Source organism: Blautia wexlerae, assembly GCF_013300825.1.
Lineage (GTDB): Bacteria > Bacillota > Clostridia > Lachnospirales > Lachnospiraceae > Blautia_A > Blautia_A wexlerae_B.
This window is the reverse complement of sequence record NZ_JAAIMY010000004.1, coordinates 80,860-102,407: the sequence shown is the minus strand read 5'-3', so window position 1 is coordinate 102,407 and position 21,548 is coordinate 80,860. Positions and strand designations below refer to the sequence as shown.

Genomic DNA, 21,548 nt, shown 5'->3' with positions numbered 1-21,548 from the left:
GTAATCCTGAATTGCAGATTACCTGTACAATACGCAAAAAAGGAGCTGGTTAACAGCTCCCTTTTGTTATATTTATCTGTCGGAAAAGCTATCTGGAATTTACTTTTTCCATAAGAGACATAATCTTTTCGTTACTGGAACGAACCTTTTCAACAGAAACATCATGATTGATGATATCAATAATACTTGCAAGATATTTACTCATATTTGCTTCCACATAGTATGGTCTTTCCAGAAGCTCCGGAACACGATAGTTCAGGTTGGTTGTAATCACTCTGTCTAACCAGCCTTTCTCATAATATTCATCGAATTTATCCAGACCATCTGTGAACAGTCCGTAAGTAGTGCATACAAATACTCTCTTTGCGTTGCGTTCCTTTAACTGCTTGGCAACATCCAGCATACTTCCGCCGGAGGAGATCATATCATCGATAACTACAACATCCTTACCCTCTACGGAATCTCCGAGGAATTCATGTGCAACAATAGGATTCTTTCCGTTGACAATCGTAGAGTAATCACGACGTTTGTAGAACATACCCATATCTACTCCAAGAATGTTGGAGAAATAAACAGCTCTTGACATGGCGCCTTCATCAGGGCTGATGATCATCAGATGGTCATTGTCAACACGAAGATCCGGTACGCTCTTGATCAGAGCTTTCAGGAACTGATAAGTTGGGAAAAAGTTATCAAAACCATTCAGTGGAATGGAATTCTGGACACGTGGATCATGGGCATCAAAGGTAATGATATTGGAAACTCCCATATCGCTTAATTCCTTCAATGCCAGGGCACAGTCCAGAGACTCTCTTTTGGTACGTCTGTGCTGACGGCCTTCATAAAGGAACGGCATAATTACATTGATACGGTGTGCTTTACCTGTTGCAGCGGAAATGATTCGTTTAAGATCCTGGAAATGGTTGTCAGGAGACATATGATTCTCATGTCCGCATACAGTATAAGTTTCGCTGTAATTGGTCACATCAACCATAATATAAAGGTCAGCGCCACGGACAGATTCCTTAATATAACCTTTACCTTCACCGGTTCCGAAACGTGGGCATTCGCATTCTACAATAAATGATTCTTCGCTGTATCCCTGCGGAACAACACTAAGCTGTTTGCGCTCAACCAGTTCTTTACGGAATTTAACAAGTTTTCTGTCAACTTCTTCAGCAAGTTCTCTGCATCCAAGAGCTGCAATACGGATAGGTGCAACCGGCATGGATTTTTCCAACAATTCTATGTTTGGCATAATACTCCTCCTAAGTAGTGATTTTATACTCAAAAAATAGATTTCAATATAATATATAACATTTGCCCTAAAATACGTCAAGGAATTTATTGATTTTTTCTTTTATAATTGTTATGATATAAAAGATAGTGGATTTCGGGCATAAGCACATTTTGTCCGGAATTACTGCTATATGATATCAGGAATAAAAGGCAGAGGGTTATTGTGCCTGCGCAGTAAGACTCTTTGCTAAAACAGTGATTTATTCAATAAATCACCGGATCTGAATGATCGAGAAACAAAATGTACCGGAAAAGTTTATCCCACACACAATTTCCGGTTACATTCCAATGGAGTAAAATTCATGAAAAAAAATTTACACATAATATCCAGGATTCTTTCGGGCAGTATCGGAGAGGAACTGGAACTGGAACCGGGAGATGCGCTGCTTTCCATTAACGGTCAGCCGGTAGAGGATGTGTTTGATTATCGTTATCTGATGAATGACGAATTTGTTACGCTCCTTATCCGGAAGAAGAATGGCGAGGAATGGGAACTGGAAGTAGAGAAAGAATATGAAGATGACCTTGGTGTGGAGTTTGAGAACAGTCTTATGGATGAATATCGCTCCTGTTCCAATCACTGTATTTTCTGCTTTATCGACCAGATGCCGCCCGGTATGAGAGAAACTTTATATTTTAAAGATGACGATTCCAGACTGTCATTTCTGCAGGGGAACTATGTTACCCTTACCAATATGAGCGACTATGATCTGGATCGTATTATCAAGTTTCACCTTTCGCCTATCAATGTATCATTTCAGACTATGAACCCAAAACTTCGCTGCAAAATGCTCCATAATCGTTTTGCCGGAGATGCACTTGCAAAAGTAGACAGGCTCTATAGAGGCGATGTAACCATGAATGGGCAGATTGTACTCTGCAAAGGGATTAATGACAGAGATGAACTGGAATACAGTCTGGAAAAGCTGTCGGAATATGCGCCTGTACTGCAGAGCGTTTCAATTGTACCTGTAGGTCTTTCCAAGTATCGAAAAGGTTTGTATCCACTGGAATCTTTTGATAAGGAGGATGCAAGATATCTGATCAGTCAGGTAGAGCGGTGGCAGAAGATTATGATCAGGAAGCATGGTATTCATTTTGTACACGCTTCGGATGAATGGTACATTCTTGCAGGATATGAACTTCCTGAGGAGGGCAGATATGACGGATACCTTCAGTTGGAGAACGGTGTTGGTATGATGCGTCTGCTTGAAACAGAGGTAAAAGAGAGACTTGGGCAGCTTGAGGGCGATGACAGAGAGGTAAATGCCACGGTTGCAACAGGACGGCTGGCAGCGCCTTATATAGGTAAAATGATAAAACTGGTACAGGAGAAATTTCCGAATGTCCATGCTGAGGTATATGCGGTAAAGAATAATTTCTTTGGAGAGAAGATCACAGTTTCCGGTCTGATCACAGCTACTGATCTTATGGATCAGCTTGCGCAGAGAGAACTGGGGGAAAAAGTACTGATCCCATGCAATATGCTCAGAAGCGGCGAAGATGTTTTTCTGGATGACCTGACGGTGGAAGATGTCAGACAGGCTCTTAAGACAGAAGTCGTAGTAGTAGATGAACCGGGTTCTGACCTGGTAAACTGTCTGATTGAAGCACCAGACCATAAAAAGATAAGAAGGAGACAGATATATGAGCAAACCGGTAGTAGCGATAGTGGGCAGACCTAATGTAGGTAAATCCACATTGTTTAATGCGCTGGCAGGTGAGAAGATTTCTATTGTAAAAGATACACCCGGCGTTACAAGAGACAGAATTTATGCAGATGTGACATGGCTGGATAAAACATTTACCATGATCGATACAGGCGGTATTGAACCGGACAGCAGCGACATCATCCTTTCCCAGATGAGAGAACAGGCTCAGATTGCCATTGATACGGCAGATGTCATCATCTTTATTACAGATGTTCATCAGGGACTGGTGGATTCCGATGCGAAGGTGGCAGATATGCTCCGACGCAGTGGTAAGCCGGTTGTCCTTGTTGTGAATAAGGTAGACAGTATCCAGAAATTTATGATGGATGTTTATGAGTTCTACAACCTTGGTATTGGAGAACCCATTCCGATCTCTGCAGCAAACCGTATGGGACTGGGTGATATGCTGGATGAGGTTGCAAAGCATTTTCCTGCAGACGCAATTACAGAAGAAGATGATGAAATCCCGAGAATTGCCATCGTTGGTAAGCCAAACGTAGGAAAATCTTCGCTGGTAAATAAGCTTCTGGGAGAAGATCGTGTAATTGTTTCCGACATTGCCGGAACTACAAGAGATGCTGTAGACACCCGGGTAAAGTGGCAAGGTAAGGATTATATCTTTATCGATACCGCCGGACTTCGCCGTAAGGGTAAAGTAAAGGAAGAGATTGAGAGATACAGCGTGATTCGTACAGTAACTGCTGTAGAGCGTGCAGATGTCGTGATTGTAATGATCGATGCATCTGAGGGCGTTACAGAGCAGGATGCCAAAATCGCAGGTATTGCCCATGAAAGGGGAAAAGGTGTTATCATTGCGGTGAATAAATGGGATGCCATTGAGAAAAATGATAAGACCATTTACAAACATACAAACAGAATCCGCGAGGTTCTGGCCTATATGCCGTATGCAGAGCTGGTATTTATTTCTGCAAAAACAGGACTCAGAATTTCCAGAATGTTTGAAACGATTGATGCGGTTATCGAAAACCAGACATTGCGTATCCAGACAGGTGTTCTGAATGAAATCCTTTCTGAGGCAGTGGCAATGCAGCAGCCTCCGTCTGACAAAGGAAAACGTCTGAAAATCTATTATATGACCCAGGTAGCTGTAAAACCTCCGACATTTGTTATCTTTGTTAATGACAAAGAACTGATGCATTTCTCTTACACCAGATATCTGGAGAATAAGATCAGGGATGCGTTCGGATTTGCAGGAACATCACTGAAATTCATTATTCGTGAACGAGGTGAGAAGGAATAATCATGGAACGTTTGGCTTGCATAGCAATAGGATATATATGCGGACTTTTTCAGACCGCATACATTTTAGGAAAGATTTATCATATTGATATCCGCAAACAGGGAAGCGGAAATCTTGGTTCTACGAATGTGCTGCGTACTCTTGGAAAGAAAGCAGGTGCCCTGAATCTTCTGTGCGACTGCCTGAAATGTATTGCTGCGATTCTGATCGCAAAAGCAATATTTGGGAATTCTTATGGGGATATCCTTCCTCTGCTGAGTCTCTATGCAGCAGCAGGATGTATTCTTGGACATAATTTTCCGTTTTATCTGAACTTCAAAGGCGGAAAAGGTGTGGCAGCTTCTGTGGGACTTGTGATTGCTTTTGACTGGCGGATTTTTGTAATCTGTGCAATTGTATTTTTCGGATTGTTCTTTCTGACACATTACGTTTCCCTGTGCTCAGTGAGCGCATATCTGACAGCTTTTATCAGTATGATCGTCTTTGGGCAGATGGGATCCTATCATATGGATCACGCACATACTGCAGAGCTCTATGTTGTTATGGGAGCACTGACAGTGCTGGCATTTTACAGACATAAAAAGAACATAAAACGACTTCTGGACGGAACAGAAAGTAAAATTTATTTAAGCAAAAAAAAATAAATAAAAAGAGGTGTTTATATGGCAAAAATCAGTGTACTTGGTGCAGGGAGTTGGGGAACTGCCCTGGCTATTCTTCTTTATAATAATGGGCATGAAGTAATCCTGTGGTCAGCACTTGGAGAAGAGATTGCAACATTAAGAGAGAAACGTGAACATGTAAGTAAGCTTCCGGGAGTTAAGATTCCAGAGCCGATCGACATTACAACAGATGTTGAGAGAAGCCTGAGAGATGCAGATGTTGCTGTGCTGGCTGTTCCGTCGCCTTATACCAGAAGTACCTGTAAACGGTTGGCGCCTTTTGTAAAAGAAGGTCAGAAGATTGTAAATGTTGCCAAAGGTGTGGAGGAGAAAACACTTCTTACATTAAGTGAGATTATTGAACAGGAACTTCCACAGGCCGAGGTATCTGTACTTTCCGGACCGAGTCATGCGGAAGAAGTCGGAAAGGGACTGCCTACAACATGTGTGGTAAGCTCTCGCAAGAGAGAGACTGCAGAATATCTGCAGGGAATCTTTATGAGTCCTGTTTTCAGAGTTTATACCACGCCGGATATGCTGGGGGTGGAGCTTGGTGCAGCGCTGAAGAATGTGATCGCACTGGCAGCCGGAACCGCCGATGGTCTGGGATACGGTGATAATACCAAAGCAGCCCTGATCACAAGAGGAATTGCAGAGATTTCCCGTCTGGGCGTTAAAATGGGAGCGCGTATGGAAACCTTTTATGGTCTGTCCGGAATCGGAGATTTGATCGTTACCTGTGCCAGTGTTCACAGCCGCAACCGAAAAGCCGGATATCTGATGGGAAAAGGATATACCATGGAGCAGGCAATGGCTGAAGTGAAAATGATCGTGGAGGGCGTCTATTCCGCAAAAGCTGCAAAAGAACTGGCAGAAAAATATGATGTGGAAATGCCGATCATTACAGAAGTAAACAAAGTTCTGTTCGAAGGGAAAAGTGCTGCGGAAGCAGTGATCGACCTTATGGTAAGAGATAAAAAAGTGGAGACACCGATGCTTCCATGGGAAGATGGCAGTAATCATTCAGTGAACCGCTAAAGTGTGTTTGAAAAATGCCCTGACCGAGATGCTATAGAAAAACTTTCAAATGCATCATTTTCGGGAAATTCTATAAATAGGGATGATAAATACAAAAAAGCAGATGTTATATAAATACATCTGCTTTTTGCATTTACATTACATGATAAAATGCTTTTTCTGTTAATCTTTATCAAAATGCAATGTCCCTTAAATCCTCGGGAATATGTGAACTGTGGAAATTCTCATTCAGAGTATCGATCAGATCCATATCTTCCTGTTCAATTGTGAAATCAAAAATATTGCCATTGCTTCTGATACGGTCAGGATGTACAGATTTGGGAATTACAGAAATTCCCTTCTGAGTAGCCCAACGCAAACCGATCTGAGCGGGAGTGCGGGCATATTTGGTTCCGAGTACACACATAACATCATTGTCGAGATATGCACCTCTTGCAAGGGGAGCATATGCCTGTATCTGAATTCCTTTATTCTGGCAATAATCAATCAACTCTTTCGGATAGCAGAGCGGATGGCACTCAATCTGGTTTACAGCAGGTATAATTCCTGAATTGGCTTCCAACTCTTCCAGATGACGGATTTCAAAGTTACTGACACCGATAGAAAGAGCCCGTCCGGATTTCTGGATTTCCTCCAGTACTTTCCAGGTGCTGAGATAACATCCCGGAACCGGCCAGTGAATCAGATACAGATCTACATAATCCAGTTTGAGCCGATCCAGGCTTCTTTCGAAAGCGCCCTGGATATCTCCAAGACGCTGCGCTGTATTCCATACTTTTGTAGTAATAAAAAGTTCATTTCGTGGGATTCCGCATCTGGCGATTCCACGTCCCACATTTTCTTCGTTCTTATATACGGAGGCTGTATCAATCAGACGGTATCCTGATTCAACAGCAGAAATAACAGCACTTTCAGCCTCATTTTCCCCCGTGGCTTTGTATACTCCCAGTCCGAGTAAAGGCATCTCTCTGTTTGTATTCAGAAAAACAGTATTATCCAAAATAATTCCTCCAATTCTTATATACACTTTTGGCAATCCACTTTGCCCAATAATCTTGTCCAAGTATAACATAAAAATGTGTCAGAAGTACATAAAAATTATTAAGTTTTTGCAAGAATATATTGTTAACAATATAACATAGTGGTTAAAGCATTAACAGTTCTTGTGAAAAAAGCTATTTCAAAGCATATATTTTAAATTTTTTTAGTGATTATTTATGCTAAATAGCTTGCGAAAATGAAAAAAAAGATGTATAATGTTAGTAAATTGATAATTTATTGTCATAAAAAAAGACTGGATTTTATAAATCCAGTGTACTTTTCAATAGAAGGGAGCACTTAACCATGCATTTAATCAAAGATGAAAATGGGAATCTTGTCCAGCATGGACATGGACACACTCATGAACATACCCATGAAGATGGTATGACTCATACTCATGAGCATACTCATGGCGAAGGTCATGATCATGGACATTCTCATACAGATCATGCCTGTGATACTGCTCATTGCGGATCCTGCAGTGAAGGTGACTGTAAGAATGAGACACTGGCTCTTCTGACATATATGCTTCAGCATAATGAGCACCATGCTCAGGAACTGGATCAGATGGCTGACAACCTTGCCAAGATGGGAATGGATGCAGCATGTAAGACCATCAAGGAAGCTGTTGCAGATTTCCAGAAAGGCAATATGAGACTTGGACTTGCTTTAACGCTTGTTAAGGAAGAGATGAAATAGGAGGCGACATCACATGTGTCTGGCAACTGTATATAAAGAAAGTGACGATTCTGTTATTTTTAAAAATGTTTCCCGTATAGATGTGGATGGGAATAAATTGATTCTCCGTGATATTATGGGGGATGAGAGAGTGGTCGAGGGAACTATTTTAATGGTTGACCTTGCCAACAGTATTGTGAAACTGAAATGTGACTGATATTAAGATAGGGACAAAACACCTTTTGACCTTAACATCATTTTTATTTATAGAAAGAATACTAAGACAGATTTAGGAGGCACCTGGTTTTATGGCACACGTAATTGCTGTCGCAGGAAAAGGCGGCGTGGGAAAAACAACATTATGCGGAATGCTGATCCAGTACTTGTGTGAAAAGGGTAAAGGGCCGATTCTTGCAGTAGATGCTGATGCAAACTCAAACCTCAATGAGGTTCTTGGCGTAAAGGTAGAGACAACTCTTGGCGATGTGCGTGAAGAAATTGCACGTGCAGAGCTTGCAAAAGAGAATCCAATTCCTACCGGAATGTCTAAAGCTGATTATGCGGAAATGCGTTTTGAAGATGCTCTGGTTGAGGATGATGACTTTGATCTTCTTGTTATGGGAAGAACTCAGGGAAAGGGTTGCTACTGTTATGTGAATGGTCTTCTTCAGACTCAGCTTGCAAAATACCAGAATAATTATCCATATATTGTTGTAGATAATGAAGCCGGAATGGAACATATCAGCAGAGGCGTGCTTCCGAGCATGCAGACTGCCATTCTGGTCAGTGACTGTTCCAGAAGAGGAGTACAGGCAGTGGGCAGAATCGCAGAACTTATCAAAGAATGTGATATGCGTCCTGATACAGTGGGGTTGATCATTAACCGAGCTCCGAAAGGAGAATTGAATAAGAGCATTCAGGAAGAGATCGCAAATCAGGGACTGACACTTCTTGGTGTTGTTCCCCAAGACGAGACAGTCTATGAATATGACTGTGAAGGACGTCCTACAAGCACACTTCCGGAAGACAACCCTGTCAAGACTGCACTTCGTGCAATCGTTGATAATTTAAAATTATAAGAAACACCCCTTGTCGGATGAGAATCCGATGAGGGATGTTTCTGCGCATAGGAAATCTATATATGCAGAGATAAATACAAGTTTACATCTTTATTTTTTAAGTTAAATAACCCATGGGAGGGGATGGGATGGGTTATCGCAGTTATCTTTAACGGAGCCAATCCTTCAGATATAGATAACCGGGATTTCCTGCCTGTGGGATTATTAATAAAATAAAAATGTGTATCTTAAAGGAATACACAAACCAGAATTAAAGGAGGTCTATAATGAGTGAATTCAAATTAACTACAGTGGAAGAGTTTGAAGAGGCTACTGCCAGACTTTTGGAGACAGGTGCAAAGGTTGGAGCTGACGCATGGCAGTTCCGTGTAAAAAACCAGACTCCACATTGTAAATTCGGTGAGCAGGGTGTCTGCTGTCGTATCTGTGCTATGGGACCATGTCGTATTACCCCTAAAGCACCAAGAGGTATCTGCGGATGTGACGTTCATGGTATCGTAGGAAGAAACTTCCTGAAATTTACAGCAGGTGGTGCAGCTACTCACTCTGATCACGGTCGTGAAATCTGCCACACATTATATTGTGCAAAAGACGGCGGAAACTATCAGGTAAAAGATCCTGAGAAACTGATCCGTATCGCAAAAGAATGGGGCGTAGAGACAGAAGGAAAAGATATCTATGATCTGGCTCATGAAATGGCTGAGACAGGATTGATGGAATATGGTAAACCATTTGGATATCAGAGATTCCTTGACAGAATGCCTGCAGGACAGAAAGAGAAACTGATTGAAAATGAAATTGCACCACGTGCGATCGACCGTGAGGTTTCCACTTCTTTACATATGGCTCATATGGGATGTTCTTCTCTTCCGGAAGCTCTTGTAAAACAGTCTCTTCGCTGCGGTATGGCTGATGGATGGGGCGGTTCCATGATGGGAACAGAGTTCTCTGATGTTTTATTCGGAACTCCGAAGCCAATTGACACAGAAGCTAACCTTGGTGTTATGGTTGAGGAAAACGTAAACATTGTTGTGCACGGACATGATCCGAGCCTTTCTGAGATGATCTGTGAATATGCAGACAGCAAAGAAATGATCGATTATGCAAAATCTGTAGGAGCAAAAGGAATCACTGTTTCCGGTGTATGCTGTACTTCAAACGAAGTAGCTATGCGTCGCGGTGTTCCGATGGCCGGTAACTTCCTGCAGCAGGAGAATGTAGTACTGACAGGTGCCTGCGAAGCGATCGTAGTAGACGTTCAGTGTATCTTCCCTGCATTAGGACCTTTAAGCAAATGCTTCCATACTAAATTTATCACAACTTCTCCGATCGCTCAGATGCCTGATGCTGAATTTATCAGATTCAATGCTGAGACAGCAGGAGAGAATGCAAAAGCAATCGTTAAGATGGCTATTGATAACTTCAAGAACAGAAAACCTGAACTTGTACACATCCCACAGCTGAAACAGAAAGCTACAGTTGGTTATTCCGTAGAAGCAATCGTTAAGGTTCTTGACGGTGTTACAAACTCTCAGGTTGATGAGACAGGAACAACAAAACCATTACTTGAGTGCATCACTTCCGGTGTTATCCGTGGTGCTGTTGCTATGGTTGGATGTAACAATCCTAAGATCCGTCCTGATTATGCACATATTGAACTGATGAAGAAATGTATCGCTAATGATATCGTTGTCATTGCTTCCGGATGTTCTGCACAGGCAGCTGCAAAAGCAGGTCTTATGGACAAATCTGCAAAAGATCTCTGCGGTGCAGGTCTGAAACGTGTCTGTGAACTGGCCGATATCCCACCGGTACTCCACATGGGATCATGCGTAGATATTTCCCGTATGATGATCCTTGCTGCTGAACTTGCAAAAGATGCAGGCCTTCAGATCAATCAGCTTCCTGTAGTTGGATGTGCTCCTGAATGGATGTCTGAAAAAGCTGTATCCATCGGTAACTATGTAGTAGGTACTGGTATTGATACATTCCTTGGTGTTGATCCATATGTTTCCGGTTCTTCAGAAATGGGAGAGCTTCTTACAGAGGGAACAAGAAAATGGACAGGAGCTGCTTATACAGTAGAAACAGATATTGAGAAATTAGTTGATCTGATGATCGAAAGAATTGAAGAGAAGAGAACAGCATTAGGAATCTAATCTGCTGTAATCTTAAAATGTAATAAAAGGTGGATGACGTAAAATGAAAATAGCAGTTACAGGAAAAGGCGGCGTAGGCAAAACCACTTTTGCAGCAACGCTGGCCAGGTTGTATGCAGCAGAGGGCAGACCGGTACTTGCAGCAGATGTGGATCCGGATGCGAATCTTGGTCTTGCATTAGGCTTTGATGAAGAAACTCTGGATTCTATTGTACCGATTTCAAAGATGCGTAAGCTGGTGGAAGAACGTACAGGGGCTACAGCAGGAAATCAGTTCTATCATCTGAATCCGAAAGTAGACGATATTCCGGAGAAATATGGTAAGGTCTGTAATGGCGTACGGCTCCTTGTCCTGGGAACTGTCGAGACAGGCGGCGGCGGATGTGTATGCCCGGAACATGTAATGTTAAAGCGCATTATCAATAATCTGGTACTTAGAAGAGAAGATGTAGTAATTCTTGATATGGAAGCCGGCTTGGAACATCTCGGCAGAGGAACCACAGAAGGAGTTGACGCATTTATCGTAGTGATCGAACCAGGTGCAAGGAGTGTGCAGACATATAAAAATGTAAAGCGCCTGGCAAAAGATTTAGGAGTGTCTCAGGTAAAGGTTGTCGCAAACAAAGTGCGCAATGAAGATGACGAAAACTTTATCAGAGAACGGATTCCACAGGAAGATCTTTTAGGTATGATTCATTACAACACAGAGGTAATTGATGCAGACAGACAGGGAAAATCCCCGTATGACTTCAGCAAGACAGTTACCGATGAGATCATTAAAATAAAAGAAAAGATAGATCGTCAGTAATCATATATTAGGAGGTAGAACAAGTGACTTTATTTGAAAGTGTTTTTGCGGGAAACGACGCGGTTTATGGACTTACAGAGGGTGCCATCAACCAGGCAATTGAAAAATACGGCGCTGACAAAGCAGTCAGCTTCCCTGATACAGCATATTCTTTACCATGCTACTATGCAGTAACAGGAACAAAGGTTGGAACTCTTGCAGAGTTAAAAGATGCTCTTGCAGTAGTAAAAACTCTTATGACAAGAGAGAAAAGAACAAATGACGTATTTATGTCAGGCGTTGCTACAGCTCTCTGCGCAGAATTTATCGAAGTTCTGAAATATATTGACGGAGCAGTTCCTTATGAAGCTCCTTGCTACGGACATCTTGCAGATGCAGTGATCCGTGAACTTGGTGTACCGCTTGTAACAGGCGATATCCCAGGTGTAGCAGTTATCCTTGGAAAAGCTCCTTCCGCTCAGGAAGCAGCAGACCTTGTTAAATCCTACCAGTCTCAGGGTATCCTGATCACTCTGGTTGGCGACGTTATTGACCAGTTAGAGGAAGTTGGATACAAGACAGGTGCTAACGTACGTGTTATCCCGCTTGGAAAAGACGTTACAGCAGTTATCCATGTAGTATCTGTAGCACTTCGTGCAGCTCTTATCTTCGGTAACGTAAAACCAGGTGATGCTGCAACTCTGATGGATTACACAATGAAACGTGTACCTGCATTTGTTAATGCATTTGCACCGTTAAATGATGTGATCGTAGCTTGTGGTGCAGGCGCTATCGCTCTTGGATTCCCGGTTATCACAAACCAGGAAGATGTTGCAAGAGTACCAAAGAGCCTGATCTGCCAGAAAGACATCTCCAAATGGAATGCAACTTCTCTGGAAGCACGTGACATCAAGATTAAAATTACAAACATCGATATCCCGGTTGCTTTCGCATCTGCATTCGAAGGTGAGATTATCCGTCGTAAAGACATGCAGGTTGAATTCGATGGTTCCCGTGTAGACTGTGCAGAGCTTGTACATACATGTGATGCAAGTGAAGTAGAAGACCATAAGATTACAGTTGTTGGTCCGGAAGTAGACGACATGGAACTTGGCAGCAAGAACAGCATTGCATATGTTGTTAAAGTTGCAGGTAAAAACATGCAGCCTGACTTTGAACCTGTTATCGAGCGTAAGTTCCATAACTACATCAACTGTATCGAAGGTGTATACCATACAGGACAGAGAGATATGCAGAGAATCCGTATCAGCAAAGATGCATTTGCTGCAGGCTTCAAGATCAAACATATCGGTGAAGTTCTCTATACACAGGTTAAGAATGAATTTGACGCAGTTGTTGATAAATGTGAAGTTACTATTTATACAGATCCTGCTGAGTGTACAAGAATCCGTCATGAAGTTGCTATCCCGATCTTCGAGAAACGTGATGACCGTCTGAATACTCTGACAGACGAATCTGTAGATGTATATTACAGCTGTATCCTCTGCCAGGCATTCTCCCCGTCTCACGTATGTGTTGTTACACCTGAGAGACTTGGACTTTGCGGTGCCGTTTCATGGCTGGATGCAAAAGCTACCAACGAGCTGGATCCAAACGGACCTTGCCAGGTAATTACAAAAGAAAGACCTATTGATGAGAACCTTGGTTCTTATGAAGATGTAGATGAAGCTGTTAAGAAATTATCCCAGGGTGCATTAGAGCACGTTACACTGTACTCTATCATGCAGGATCCTATGACATCATGCGGATGCTTCGAGTGTATCTGCGGTATCGAGCCATTCTCCAATGGTGTTGTTATCGCTAACCGTGAGTATGCAGGCATGACACCTCTTGGAATGACATTCTCAGAAATGGCATCCATGACAGGTGGTGGTGTTCAGACACCTGGTTTCATGGGACATGGTAAACATTTCATCAGCTCCAAGAAGTTCATGAAGGCAGAAGGTGGTATTGAACGTATCGTATGGATGCCGAAAGAACTGAAAGAGTTTGTTGCTGAACGTCTTAATAAGACAGCAAATGAACTCTATGGTATTGAAAACTTTACAGATATGATCGGTGATGAAACAATCGCTACTGATCCGGAGACACTGGTTGGATTCCTTACAGAAAAAGGCCATCCGGCATTAGCTCTTGATCCGATGATGTAAAGATTGGTGGTTTTGCCCGGAGGCGTGGATGGGCAATGCGGAAGCCACTAAACGTCTCCGGGGTTTAAACGCCTAAAGCGTTATATAGATAAAACCATAGTATTATTCTAAATACGAAATGGAGATGTGCAAATTGTTAATCGACAGAATCTTTAACGGAAATGATGCAGTCTACGGGTTAACCTGTCAGGCTGTAGAGGAAGCCATTGCACAGCACGGCGCAGACAAGGCAGTTGAATTTCCTCATACTGCCTACTGTCTGCCATGTTACTATGCAGTAACAGGAGTCAAGGTGAAGACCCTTGGCGAAATGAAAGAAGCACTTGGTGTGATCAAATCTCTTATGACAAGAGAGCATCAGTTAGATGACGCTTTGATGTCCGGAGTCGCTACCGCACTTTGTGCAGAGTTCATAGAAGTACTGAAGTATCTGGATGGAGCGGAGCCATACAGTGAACCGTACTATGGACACCTTCCGGATTCCATAATCCGTGAACTTGGTGTACCTCTTGTAACCGGTGATATTCCTGGTGTAGCTGTTATTATTGGATCGGCACCTACCGCACAGGAAGGTGTAGATCTGGTAAAGAGTTATCAGGCACAGGGAATTCTTGTTACACTGGTTGGAGGAATTATTGACCAGGCGCAGGAACTTGGATTGAAAATGGGCTATAATGTTCGAATCGTACCACTTGGAAAAGATATTACTTCTGTAATCCATGTAGTATCCGTGGCACTTCGTGCAGCTCTGATCTTCGGAAACGTTACTCCTGGAGATGCAGCCGCTCTGATCAAGTATACATCAGAGAGAGTACCGGCATTTGTCAATGCGTTTAAACCGATCGATGATGTGATTCTGGCTGCTGGTGCAGGAGCAATCAAACTTGGATTCCCTGTGATTTCCAATGAAGATGAAAACATTACAGAAGTTCCGGGTGCGCTGATCGCATGCCCGAATGTTGCTGATTTTAATAAGGTTTCTCTGGAAGCCAGAAATATTAAGATCAAAATTACCAATATTGATATTCCTGTTGCGTTTGCGTCTGCATTCGAAGGCGAGATTATCCGTCGTAAAGATATGCAGGTTGAGTTCGACGGTTCCCGTGTGGATTGTGCAGAACTTGTGCAGACAAGAAGCATGGATGAGGTAGAGGACCACAAGATTACAGTTGTAGGACCAGATGTAGATGAAATGGAATTGGGAAGCAAGAATCCGATCGCTTACGTGGTAGAAGTAGCGGGAAAGAGAATGCAGCCTGATTTTGAACCTGTAATTGAGCGTAAATTCCACAATTACATTAACTGTATTGAGGGAGTTTATCATACAGGACAGAGAGATATGCAGAGGATCCGTATCGGTAAGGAAGCTTACAATGCAGGATTCCGTATCAGACATATCGGTGAGGTTCTGTATACACAGGTAAAAAATGAGTTTGAAGCTGTAGTTGATAAATGTCAGGTAACCGTTTATACTGATCCGGCTGAGTGTACAAGAATCCGTCATGAGGTAGCAATCCCTGTATTCGATAAACGTGATGCACGTCTTGAAAATCTTACAGATGAAACTGTAGACGTATATTACAGCTGTATCCTTTGTCAGGCTTTTTCACCGTCTCATGTATGTGTTGTTACACCAGAGAGACTTGGACTTTGCGGAGCCGTTTCATGGCTGGATGCAAAAGCAACAAATGAACTGGATCCAAACGGACCTTGTCAGATCATTACAAAGGAAAGACCAATTGATGAGAACCTTGGTTCTTATGAGGATGTTGATGAAGCTGTACAAAAATTCTCACAGGGAGCTCTCGAACACGTTACACTTTATTCCATTATGCAGGATCCTATGACTTCCTGTGGATGCTTCGAGTGTATCTGTGGTATTGAGCCGTTTTCTAATGGTGTAGTAATCGCCAACCGTGAATATGCAGGAATGACACCTCTCGGAATGACATTCTCAGAGATGGCATCTATGACTGGCGGCGGTGTTCAGACACCAGGATTCATGGGACATGGTAAACACTTTATTTCATCCAAGAAATTCATGAAGGCAGAAGGCGGTATTGAACGTATCGTATGGATGCCTAAGGAATTAAAAGAGACAGTTGCGGAGCGTTTGAATAAGACAGCAAAGGAACTGTATGGTATTGACAACTTTACTGATATGATTGGTGACGAGACAAATACAACAGATCCAGAAGAGCTTGTTGCATTTTTAACAGAACATAATCATCCAGCCTTGTCAATGGACCCGATGATGTAGTATACTATATGAGATGATGTGATTTGTCTGCGTAGAGGCAAGCACATAGTAATTTTTTTAAGGAGGCCAAATAGAAATGCCGTTTAATCAGAAACTTCAGAAATTTAATGCAAAGATTAATACAGTCACAATTGGTAGCGGAGATAAGACTGTAACAATCGGCGGAGACTCTACTTATCCATTTTATTCTTTTGATGCACCATCAGAAAACGCACCTAAGATCGGTGTTGAAATCTCTGATATGGGTCTTGAGAATATTGTATCCGAAGGTATCAAAGCATACTATGACGGAGCATCCACAATCGGAGAAATGGCTAAAAAAGCAGCAGCTATGGAAGGTGCTGACTTTGTAGCTCTGATCCTTGAGGGTGGAGATCCGAACGGTGTAAACAAATCTGTTGATGAACTTATCGCAGTTGTTAAAGAAGTTGCAGATGCAATTGATGCACCATTAGTAGTTGAAGGATGCAAGAATGTAGAGAAAGACGCAGAACTCCTTCCTAAGGTAGCGGAAGCTCTTCAGGGAAGAAACGTACTGATTCTTTCAGAAAAAGAAGAAAACTACAAAGCAATCGGTGCTGCAGCAGGACTTGCTTACGATCAGATCGTAGGTGCAGAATCTGCCGTAGATATCAACCTTGCTAAACAGCTTAACGTTGTAACTACTCAGTTAGGCGTTAATGCACAGAAAATTGTTATGAATATCGGTAGTGCTGCTGCCGGATATGGATATGAATATGTTGTATCCACTATGGACCGTATTAAAGGTGCAGCTTTATCTCAGAATGATAACATGCTGCAGATGCCTATCATTACACCGGTATCCGCTGAAACATGGGGCGTAAAAGAAGCAACAGCTTCTGAGAAAGATATGCCTGAATGGGGACCGGAAGAAGAGCGTGGAATCGATATGGAAGTTATGACAGCTGCTGCTGACCTTGCAGCCGGATCTGATGCAGTCATCTTAAGACATCCGGAAGCTGTTGCAGCTATTTCCAGAATGATCAAAGCACTTGCGTAATTGAATAGGAGGAACAAATAAAATGGCACTGAATGGTATTCAGATTTTTAAATTAACACCAAAGAAAAACTGTAAGGAATGCGGATGCCCAACTTGTATGGCTTTCTCTATGAAAGTTGCTCAGGGCGCTATGAAGATTGAACAATGTCCGCATATGTCTGATGAAGCTTTAGCTTCCTTATCCGAGGCTACAGCTCCGCCAATGAAAACAATCAAAATCGGAACAGGCGACGGCGAATTCACACTTGGCGGTGAAACTGTATTATTCAGACATGAGAAAACATTCGTAAGCAAACCTAGATATGCAGTAGCTCTGTGCACATGCATGGATGATGCTACAGTAGAAGCTAAACTTGCTGAGATCCCGAAGGTTGATTATGACCGTATCGGTGAGAGAATGTACGCTGAACTTGTATATGTAAACTGCGGCGAAGGCGCAGATGCTGCCAAATATACAGCACTTGTAGAAAAAGCAGCAGGTCTTGGCAGAACTTTAGTTCTTGACTGCAAAGATCCTGAAATCGCTAAAGCAGCTCTTGCAGTATGCAAAGACAGCAAACCGGTCTTAAACGGTGCAGATGCTTCCAATTACGAAGCAATGAACGCAGTTGCTACAGAAGCAGGTGTTGTTCTTGGTGTATCCGGTAAAGACTTAAATGAATTATATGATACAACAGCAGCTCTTGAAAAACTTGGAAATAAGAATCTTGTTCTTGATACAACAGGCGCTGACATCAAAGAAACTTTTGCAAATACTGTACAGGTTCGTCGTGCAGCTCTGAAAGATCAGGACAGAACATTTGGTTATCCATCTATCGTAAATCTTGTTAAGATTGCCAGAGGCGACCTTCACTTACAGGCAGCTTTAGCATCTATGTTTACAATGAAATATGGTTCCATTATCGTTATGGAGCAGATGACATATGCAGAGGCTCTTCCGTTATATGGTCTGCGTCAGAATGTTTACACAGACCCGCAGAAACCAATGAAAGTAGAGCCAGGCATCTATCCATTAAATGGTGCTGATGAGAATTCTGTAGTAGTTACTACTGTAGACTTTGCTCTTACATATTTCGTAGTATCCGGCGAGCTGGAGCGTTCCGGTGTTCCGCTTAACCTGGTAATCAATGATGCAGGCGGACTTTCCGTACTGACATCATGGGCAGCTGGTAAATTCTCCGGTAACAGTATTTCTTCTTATATCAAAGAGAATGTTGAACCGAAGGTTAAATCCAGAAAACTGATCATTCCTGGTAAAGTAGCGGTTCTGAAGGGTGATCTGGAAGCAAAACTTCCTGGATGGGAAATCATCGTTGGACCAAGAGAAGCTGTACAGCTTGTTAAATTCTTAAAGGATCTGCAGGCAGACGGCCAGATCTAATGACCGTAAACATCTGGTCGGTTTTGTACCGGCCGGATTATAAAGAAAAATGTATGTAGAGGGATCTGCAATTGTCAGATTTCTCTGTATAAATAAATATAAAAGGAGAACAGGGTTATGGCAAAATTCGTAACAATTGGAGAAAGACTTTCCACTACTGCACCGGCAGTAAACAAAGCATTTACAGAAAGAGATCCTGAACCGATCATCAAAAGAGCAAAACAGCAGCTGGATGCTGGTGCTACTTACCTCGATGTGAATATCGGACCTGCAGAAAATGATGGCGAAGACTTAATGAAATGGGCTGTTCAGCTCCTTCAGTCTGAGTTTGATAATGTTCCGCTTGCACTGGATACAACAAACCAGAAAGCTATCGAAGCTGGTATTTCTGTATACAACAGAGCAAAAGGAAAACCAATCGTTAACTCTGCAGACGCAGGTGACAGAATTTCCAATATCGACCTTGCAGCAGCAAATGATGCAATCTGTATCGCACTTTGCTCCTCTGGTATGGTAGCAGCTGACAATGATGAGCGTATGATGCACTGCCAGAACATGCTTGAAAGAGGTATGGCTCAGGGCATGGATACAGAAGATCTGTGGTTTGACCCGTTATTCCTCGTTGTAAAAGGAATGCAGGACAAACAGATGGAAGTTCTTGAAGCTATCAAGATGTTCTCTGAAATGGGACTGAACTCTACAGGTGGTCTTTCTAACAACAGTAACGGTATGCCAAAACATATCCGTCCGATCATGGACTCTGCTCTTGTAGCAATGGCTATGATGAATGGTCTTACATCAGCAATCGTTAACCCTAACGACCTTCGTCTGATGGAAACTATCAAATCCTGTGATGTATTCAAAGGCAATACACTGTATGCAGATTCCTATCTGGAAATCTAATCAGTTTCATACGAATTGAATACATAATTATGGGGGCTGAAGGCTTCGGTCTTCGGCCCTTGTTTTATTACAGGCTATTAACGATTATGAGAAAGGTGGTTGCCGAATGTTTAAGGTAACATTTTCATTCGAAGATGGCAGTGTGGTAGAAGCGTTTGCCAATGCGGGGGACAATTTACTTGAGGTAGCTCGTGGAGCCAATGTGGCGATCGATGCACCATGTTCTGGAAACGGAGCCTGCGGAAAATGCCGTGTCCAGTTAAAGAGCGGAGAACTGGAGAGCAAAAAGACATTACATATTTCTGACGAAGAATATCAGGAAGGATGGCGCCTTGCATGCTGCAGCAAGATCAGTGCAGATGTAAATGTGCTGGTACCTGATATTGCATCTGCCTATAAGAGCAGAATGAAAGTAGCTGATTTAAGCTCTAAAGAGGAAATAGCCATTTTTGAAAATGCCAAAAGAGATGTAGAACTTGCAGGCATCGAATTGAAAAACAGTCTGGAGGTTGTGGATGTCACAATGGATCCTCCGTCTCTGGATGACACAATGCCGGATAACGAGAGACTTACAAGAGCACTGCGGAAGTATCTGAATATCAGCAGAGTCAGAATCCCTTATGCAGTTCTGAAAAAGCTTCCGGATGTATTGAGAGAGAGTAATTTTTCAGTAAAATGTGTGATCCGCGCTACTTCTGACGATATGTTTGTGTATGATATCTTCGGTAAAGACGAAGATGTAGTAATCGGTGGTCTGGCAATCGATATTGGTACAACAACTGTTTCCGCTGTACTGATCAATATGGAAAACGGTGAAATTCTGGCAAAGAGTTCTGCCGGAAACGGACAGATCCGTTTCGGTGCAGACGTTATTAACCGAATTGTAGAATCACAGAAACCGGGCGGCCAGCAAAAGCTGCAGGATGCTGTGATCAAAGAAACCATCAATCCGATGATCAGCGAGATGTGCAAAAGTGCCAAATTCCCGAAAAACCGCATATATAGAATGTGCGTGGCATCTAATACAACTATGAATCATCTGTTTGCAGGAATTAATTCTGATCCATTGCGTACAGAACCATATATCCCTGCATTCTTTAAGACCAATTCCCTCTTTGCTTCTGATGTGGGAATTGATATCAATAAAGACGCTCATATTATTATGGCGCCGAATATCGGAAGCTATGTAGGCGGCGATATTACAGCCGGAACCCTGGTCAGCCAGATCTGGAACAGGCCGGAGTTTTCACTGTTTATCGACCTTGGTACAAACGGAGAGCTTGTATTTGGAAACTCAGACTTTATGATGAGCTGTGCATGTTCTGCAGGTCCTGCCTTTGAAGGTGGTGACATTAGCTGTGGTATGCGTGCTACAGATGGAGCCATCGAAGCATGTACCATTGACAAAGAGACTATGGAGCCCACCTACAAGATCGTAGGTGATCCGGGAACCAAACCTGTAGGTTTATGTGGATCCGGTATCATCGATGTGATCAGTGAACTTTATATCTGCGGAATCATCAACCCCAAGGGTAAATTTATCCGTGAAGGAAAGAGAATCAAACATGACAAATACGGAATGGGCAGCTATGTCCTGGCATTTGAGGAAGAGGCAGGTTCTGTAAAAGATGTTGAGATCACAGAAGTTGATATTGACAACTTCATCCGTGCCAAAGGTGCCATCTTCTCAGCAATCCGTACAATGCTCACTTCTCTGGATTTCGATGTGAGCATGATCGATGACGTATATGTTGCAGGCGGTATCGGAAGCGGTATCAACATGCAGAACGCAGTCAACATCGGTATGTTCCCGGATATCCCTATTGAGAAATTCCACTACATTGGTAACTCCTCTCTGACAGGTGCCTATCTGATGCTTCTGTCAACACCGGCAGAGAAGAAGACTTATGAACTTGCTTCCAATATGACATATATGGAACTTTCTACAGTGCCAATCTATATGGATGAATTTGTTGGTGCATGTTTCATTCCTCATACAGATACAGGTATGTTCCCAACTGTAATGGAAGAGATCCAGAACCGCTGATGAATTTCAGTAATTTCTATATGAGAAATTATGAATATCTACTAGAGAA

At 42.5% G+C, this 21,548-nt stretch carries 17 protein-coding genes; 15 read left to right on the top strand and 2 right to left on the bottom strand.

Features of this window, described 5'->3' with window-relative positions:
- Window positions 1–88: 88 nt before the first annotated feature.
- Entirely contained in the window at window positions 89–1,258 is a 1,170-nt protein-coding gene (locus tag G4417_RS03785) for a ribose-phosphate pyrophosphokinase (protein WP_173682677.1), read from the bottom strand.
- 343 nt (window positions 1,259–1,601) lie between these two features.
- Here G4417_RS03785 and G4417_RS03780 point away from each other — a divergent pair, with 343 nt between their 5' ends.
- From G4417_RS03780 to G4417_RS03765, 4 genes are read left to right on the top strand one after another with little or no spacing between them, the layout of a single operon-like run.
- Window positions 1,602–2,984 (top strand): DUF512 domain-containing protein, encoded by a 1,383-nt coding sequence (locus G4417_RS03780; RefSeq protein ID WP_173682676.1) that lies wholly within the window; start codon window positions 1,602–1,604, stop codon window positions 2,982–2,984.
- Window positions 2,947–4,272, top strand: a complete 1,326-nt coding sequence (der, locus tag G4417_RS03775) for a ribosome biogenesis GTPase Der (RefSeq protein WP_173682675.1) — start codon at window positions 2,947–2,949, stop codon at window positions 4,270–4,272. Before G4417_RS03780 ends, der begins: the two co-directional genes overlap by 38 nt.
- 2 nt (window positions 4,273–4,274) lie before the next feature.
- Window positions 4,275–4,916, top strand: coding sequence for a glycerol-3-phosphate 1-O-acyltransferase PlsY (gene plsY / locus G4417_RS03770; protein WP_173682674.1), 642 nt, complete (start codon window positions 4,275–4,277; stop codon window positions 4,914–4,916).
- A gap of 18 nt (window positions 4,917–4,934) precedes the next feature.
- The gene (locus tag G4417_RS03765; RefSeq protein WP_173682673.1) at window positions 4,935–5,972 is read left to right on the top strand and encodes an NAD(P)H-dependent glycerol-3-phosphate dehydrogenase; all 1,038 of its coding nucleotides are present in this window, start codon (window positions 4,935–4,937) and stop codon (window positions 5,970–5,972) included.
- Window positions 5,973–6,144: 172 nt separating this feature from the next.
- Here G4417_RS03765 and G4417_RS03760 read toward each other — a convergent pair whose 3' ends face one another.
- A complete protein-coding gene (locus tag G4417_RS03760; protein ID WP_274597615.1) occupies window positions 6,145–6,972 on the bottom strand; it encodes an aldo/keto reductase in 828 nt (275 codons plus the stop codon).
- A 344-nt stretch (window positions 6,973–7,316) separates the two neighbouring features.
- Here G4417_RS03760 and G4417_RS03755 point away from each other — a divergent pair, with 344 nt between their 5' ends.
- The 11 genes from G4417_RS03755 (at window position 7,317) to acsV (ending at window position 21,499) form a co-directional block, all read left to right on the top strand.
- On the top strand, window positions 7,317–7,712 hold the full coding sequence (locus tag G4417_RS03755) for a hypothetical protein (RefSeq protein ID WP_008703892.1): 396 nt from the start codon (window positions 7,317–7,319) through the stop codon (window positions 7,710–7,712).
- 13 nt (window positions 7,713–7,725) lie between these two features.
- Window positions 7,726–7,908: a CooT family nickel-binding protein gene (locus G4417_RS03750; RefSeq protein ID WP_008703891.1), complete on the top strand. Its 183-nt coding sequence runs from the start codon at window positions 7,726–7,728 to the stop codon at window positions 7,906–7,908.
- 91 nt (window positions 7,909–7,999) lie between these two features.
- Window positions 8,000–8,770: an AAA family ATPase gene (locus G4417_RS03745; RefSeq protein ID WP_173682672.1), complete on the top strand. Its 771-nt coding sequence runs from the start codon at window positions 8,000–8,002 to the stop codon at window positions 8,768–8,770.
- A 266-nt stretch (window positions 8,771–9,036) separates the two neighbouring features.
- Complete coding sequence (gene cooS, locus G4417_RS03740) at window positions 9,037–10,929, top strand: anaerobic carbon-monoxide dehydrogenase catalytic subunit (RefSeq protein WP_154779775.1); 1,893 nt, start codon at window positions 9,037–9,039, stop codon at window positions 10,927–10,929.
- A 43-nt stretch (window positions 10,930–10,972) separates the two neighbouring features.
- A complete protein-coding gene (locus tag G4417_RS03735) occupies window positions 10,973–11,737 on the top strand; it encodes an AAA family ATPase (protein WP_019161837.1) in 765 nt (254 codons plus the stop codon).
- Window positions 11,738–11,760: 23 nt separating this feature from the next.
- Entirely contained in the window at window positions 11,761–13,887 is a 2,127-nt protein-coding gene (acsB, locus tag G4417_RS03730; RefSeq protein ID WP_022380764.1) for an acetyl-CoA decarbonylase/synthase complex subunit alpha/beta, read from the top strand.
- Between the two features lie 124 nt (window positions 13,888–14,011).
- Complete coding sequence (gene acsB, locus G4417_RS03725) at window positions 14,012–16,147, top strand: acetyl-CoA decarbonylase/synthase complex subunit alpha/beta (protein ID WP_029676805.1); 2,136 nt, start codon at window positions 14,012–14,014, stop codon at window positions 16,145–16,147.
- Window positions 16,148–16,223: 76 nt separating this feature from the next.
- Window positions 16,224–17,168 carry an acetyl-CoA decarbonylase/synthase complex subunit delta gene (gene acsD, locus G4417_RS03720; RefSeq protein ID WP_022380766.1) on the top strand — a complete coding sequence of 315 codons (945 nt, stop codon included), beginning with the start codon at window positions 16,224–16,226 and terminating at the stop codon, window positions 17,166–17,168.
- 22 nt (window positions 17,169–17,190) lie between these two features.
- Window positions 17,191–18,549 (top strand): acetyl-CoA decarbonylase/synthase complex subunit gamma, encoded by a 1,359-nt coding sequence (gene acsC / locus G4417_RS03715; RefSeq protein WP_173682671.1) that lies wholly within the window; start codon window positions 17,191–17,193, stop codon window positions 18,547–18,549.
- 117 nt (window positions 18,550–18,666) lie between these two features.
- Complete coding sequence (acsE, locus tag G4417_RS03710) at window positions 18,667–19,452, top strand: carbon monoxide dehydrogenase/acetyl-CoA synthase methytransferase subunit (protein WP_022380768.1); 786 nt, start codon at window positions 18,667–18,669, stop codon at window positions 19,450–19,452.
- 106 nt (window positions 19,453–19,558) lie between these two features.
- Window positions 19,559–21,499 carry a corrinoid activation/regeneration protein AcsV gene (gene acsV / locus G4417_RS03705; protein WP_173682670.1) on the top strand — a complete coding sequence of 647 codons (1,941 nt, stop codon included), beginning with the start codon at window positions 19,559–19,561 and terminating at the stop codon, window positions 21,497–21,499.
- The last annotated feature ends 49 nt before the right edge of the window (window positions 21,500–21,548 follow it).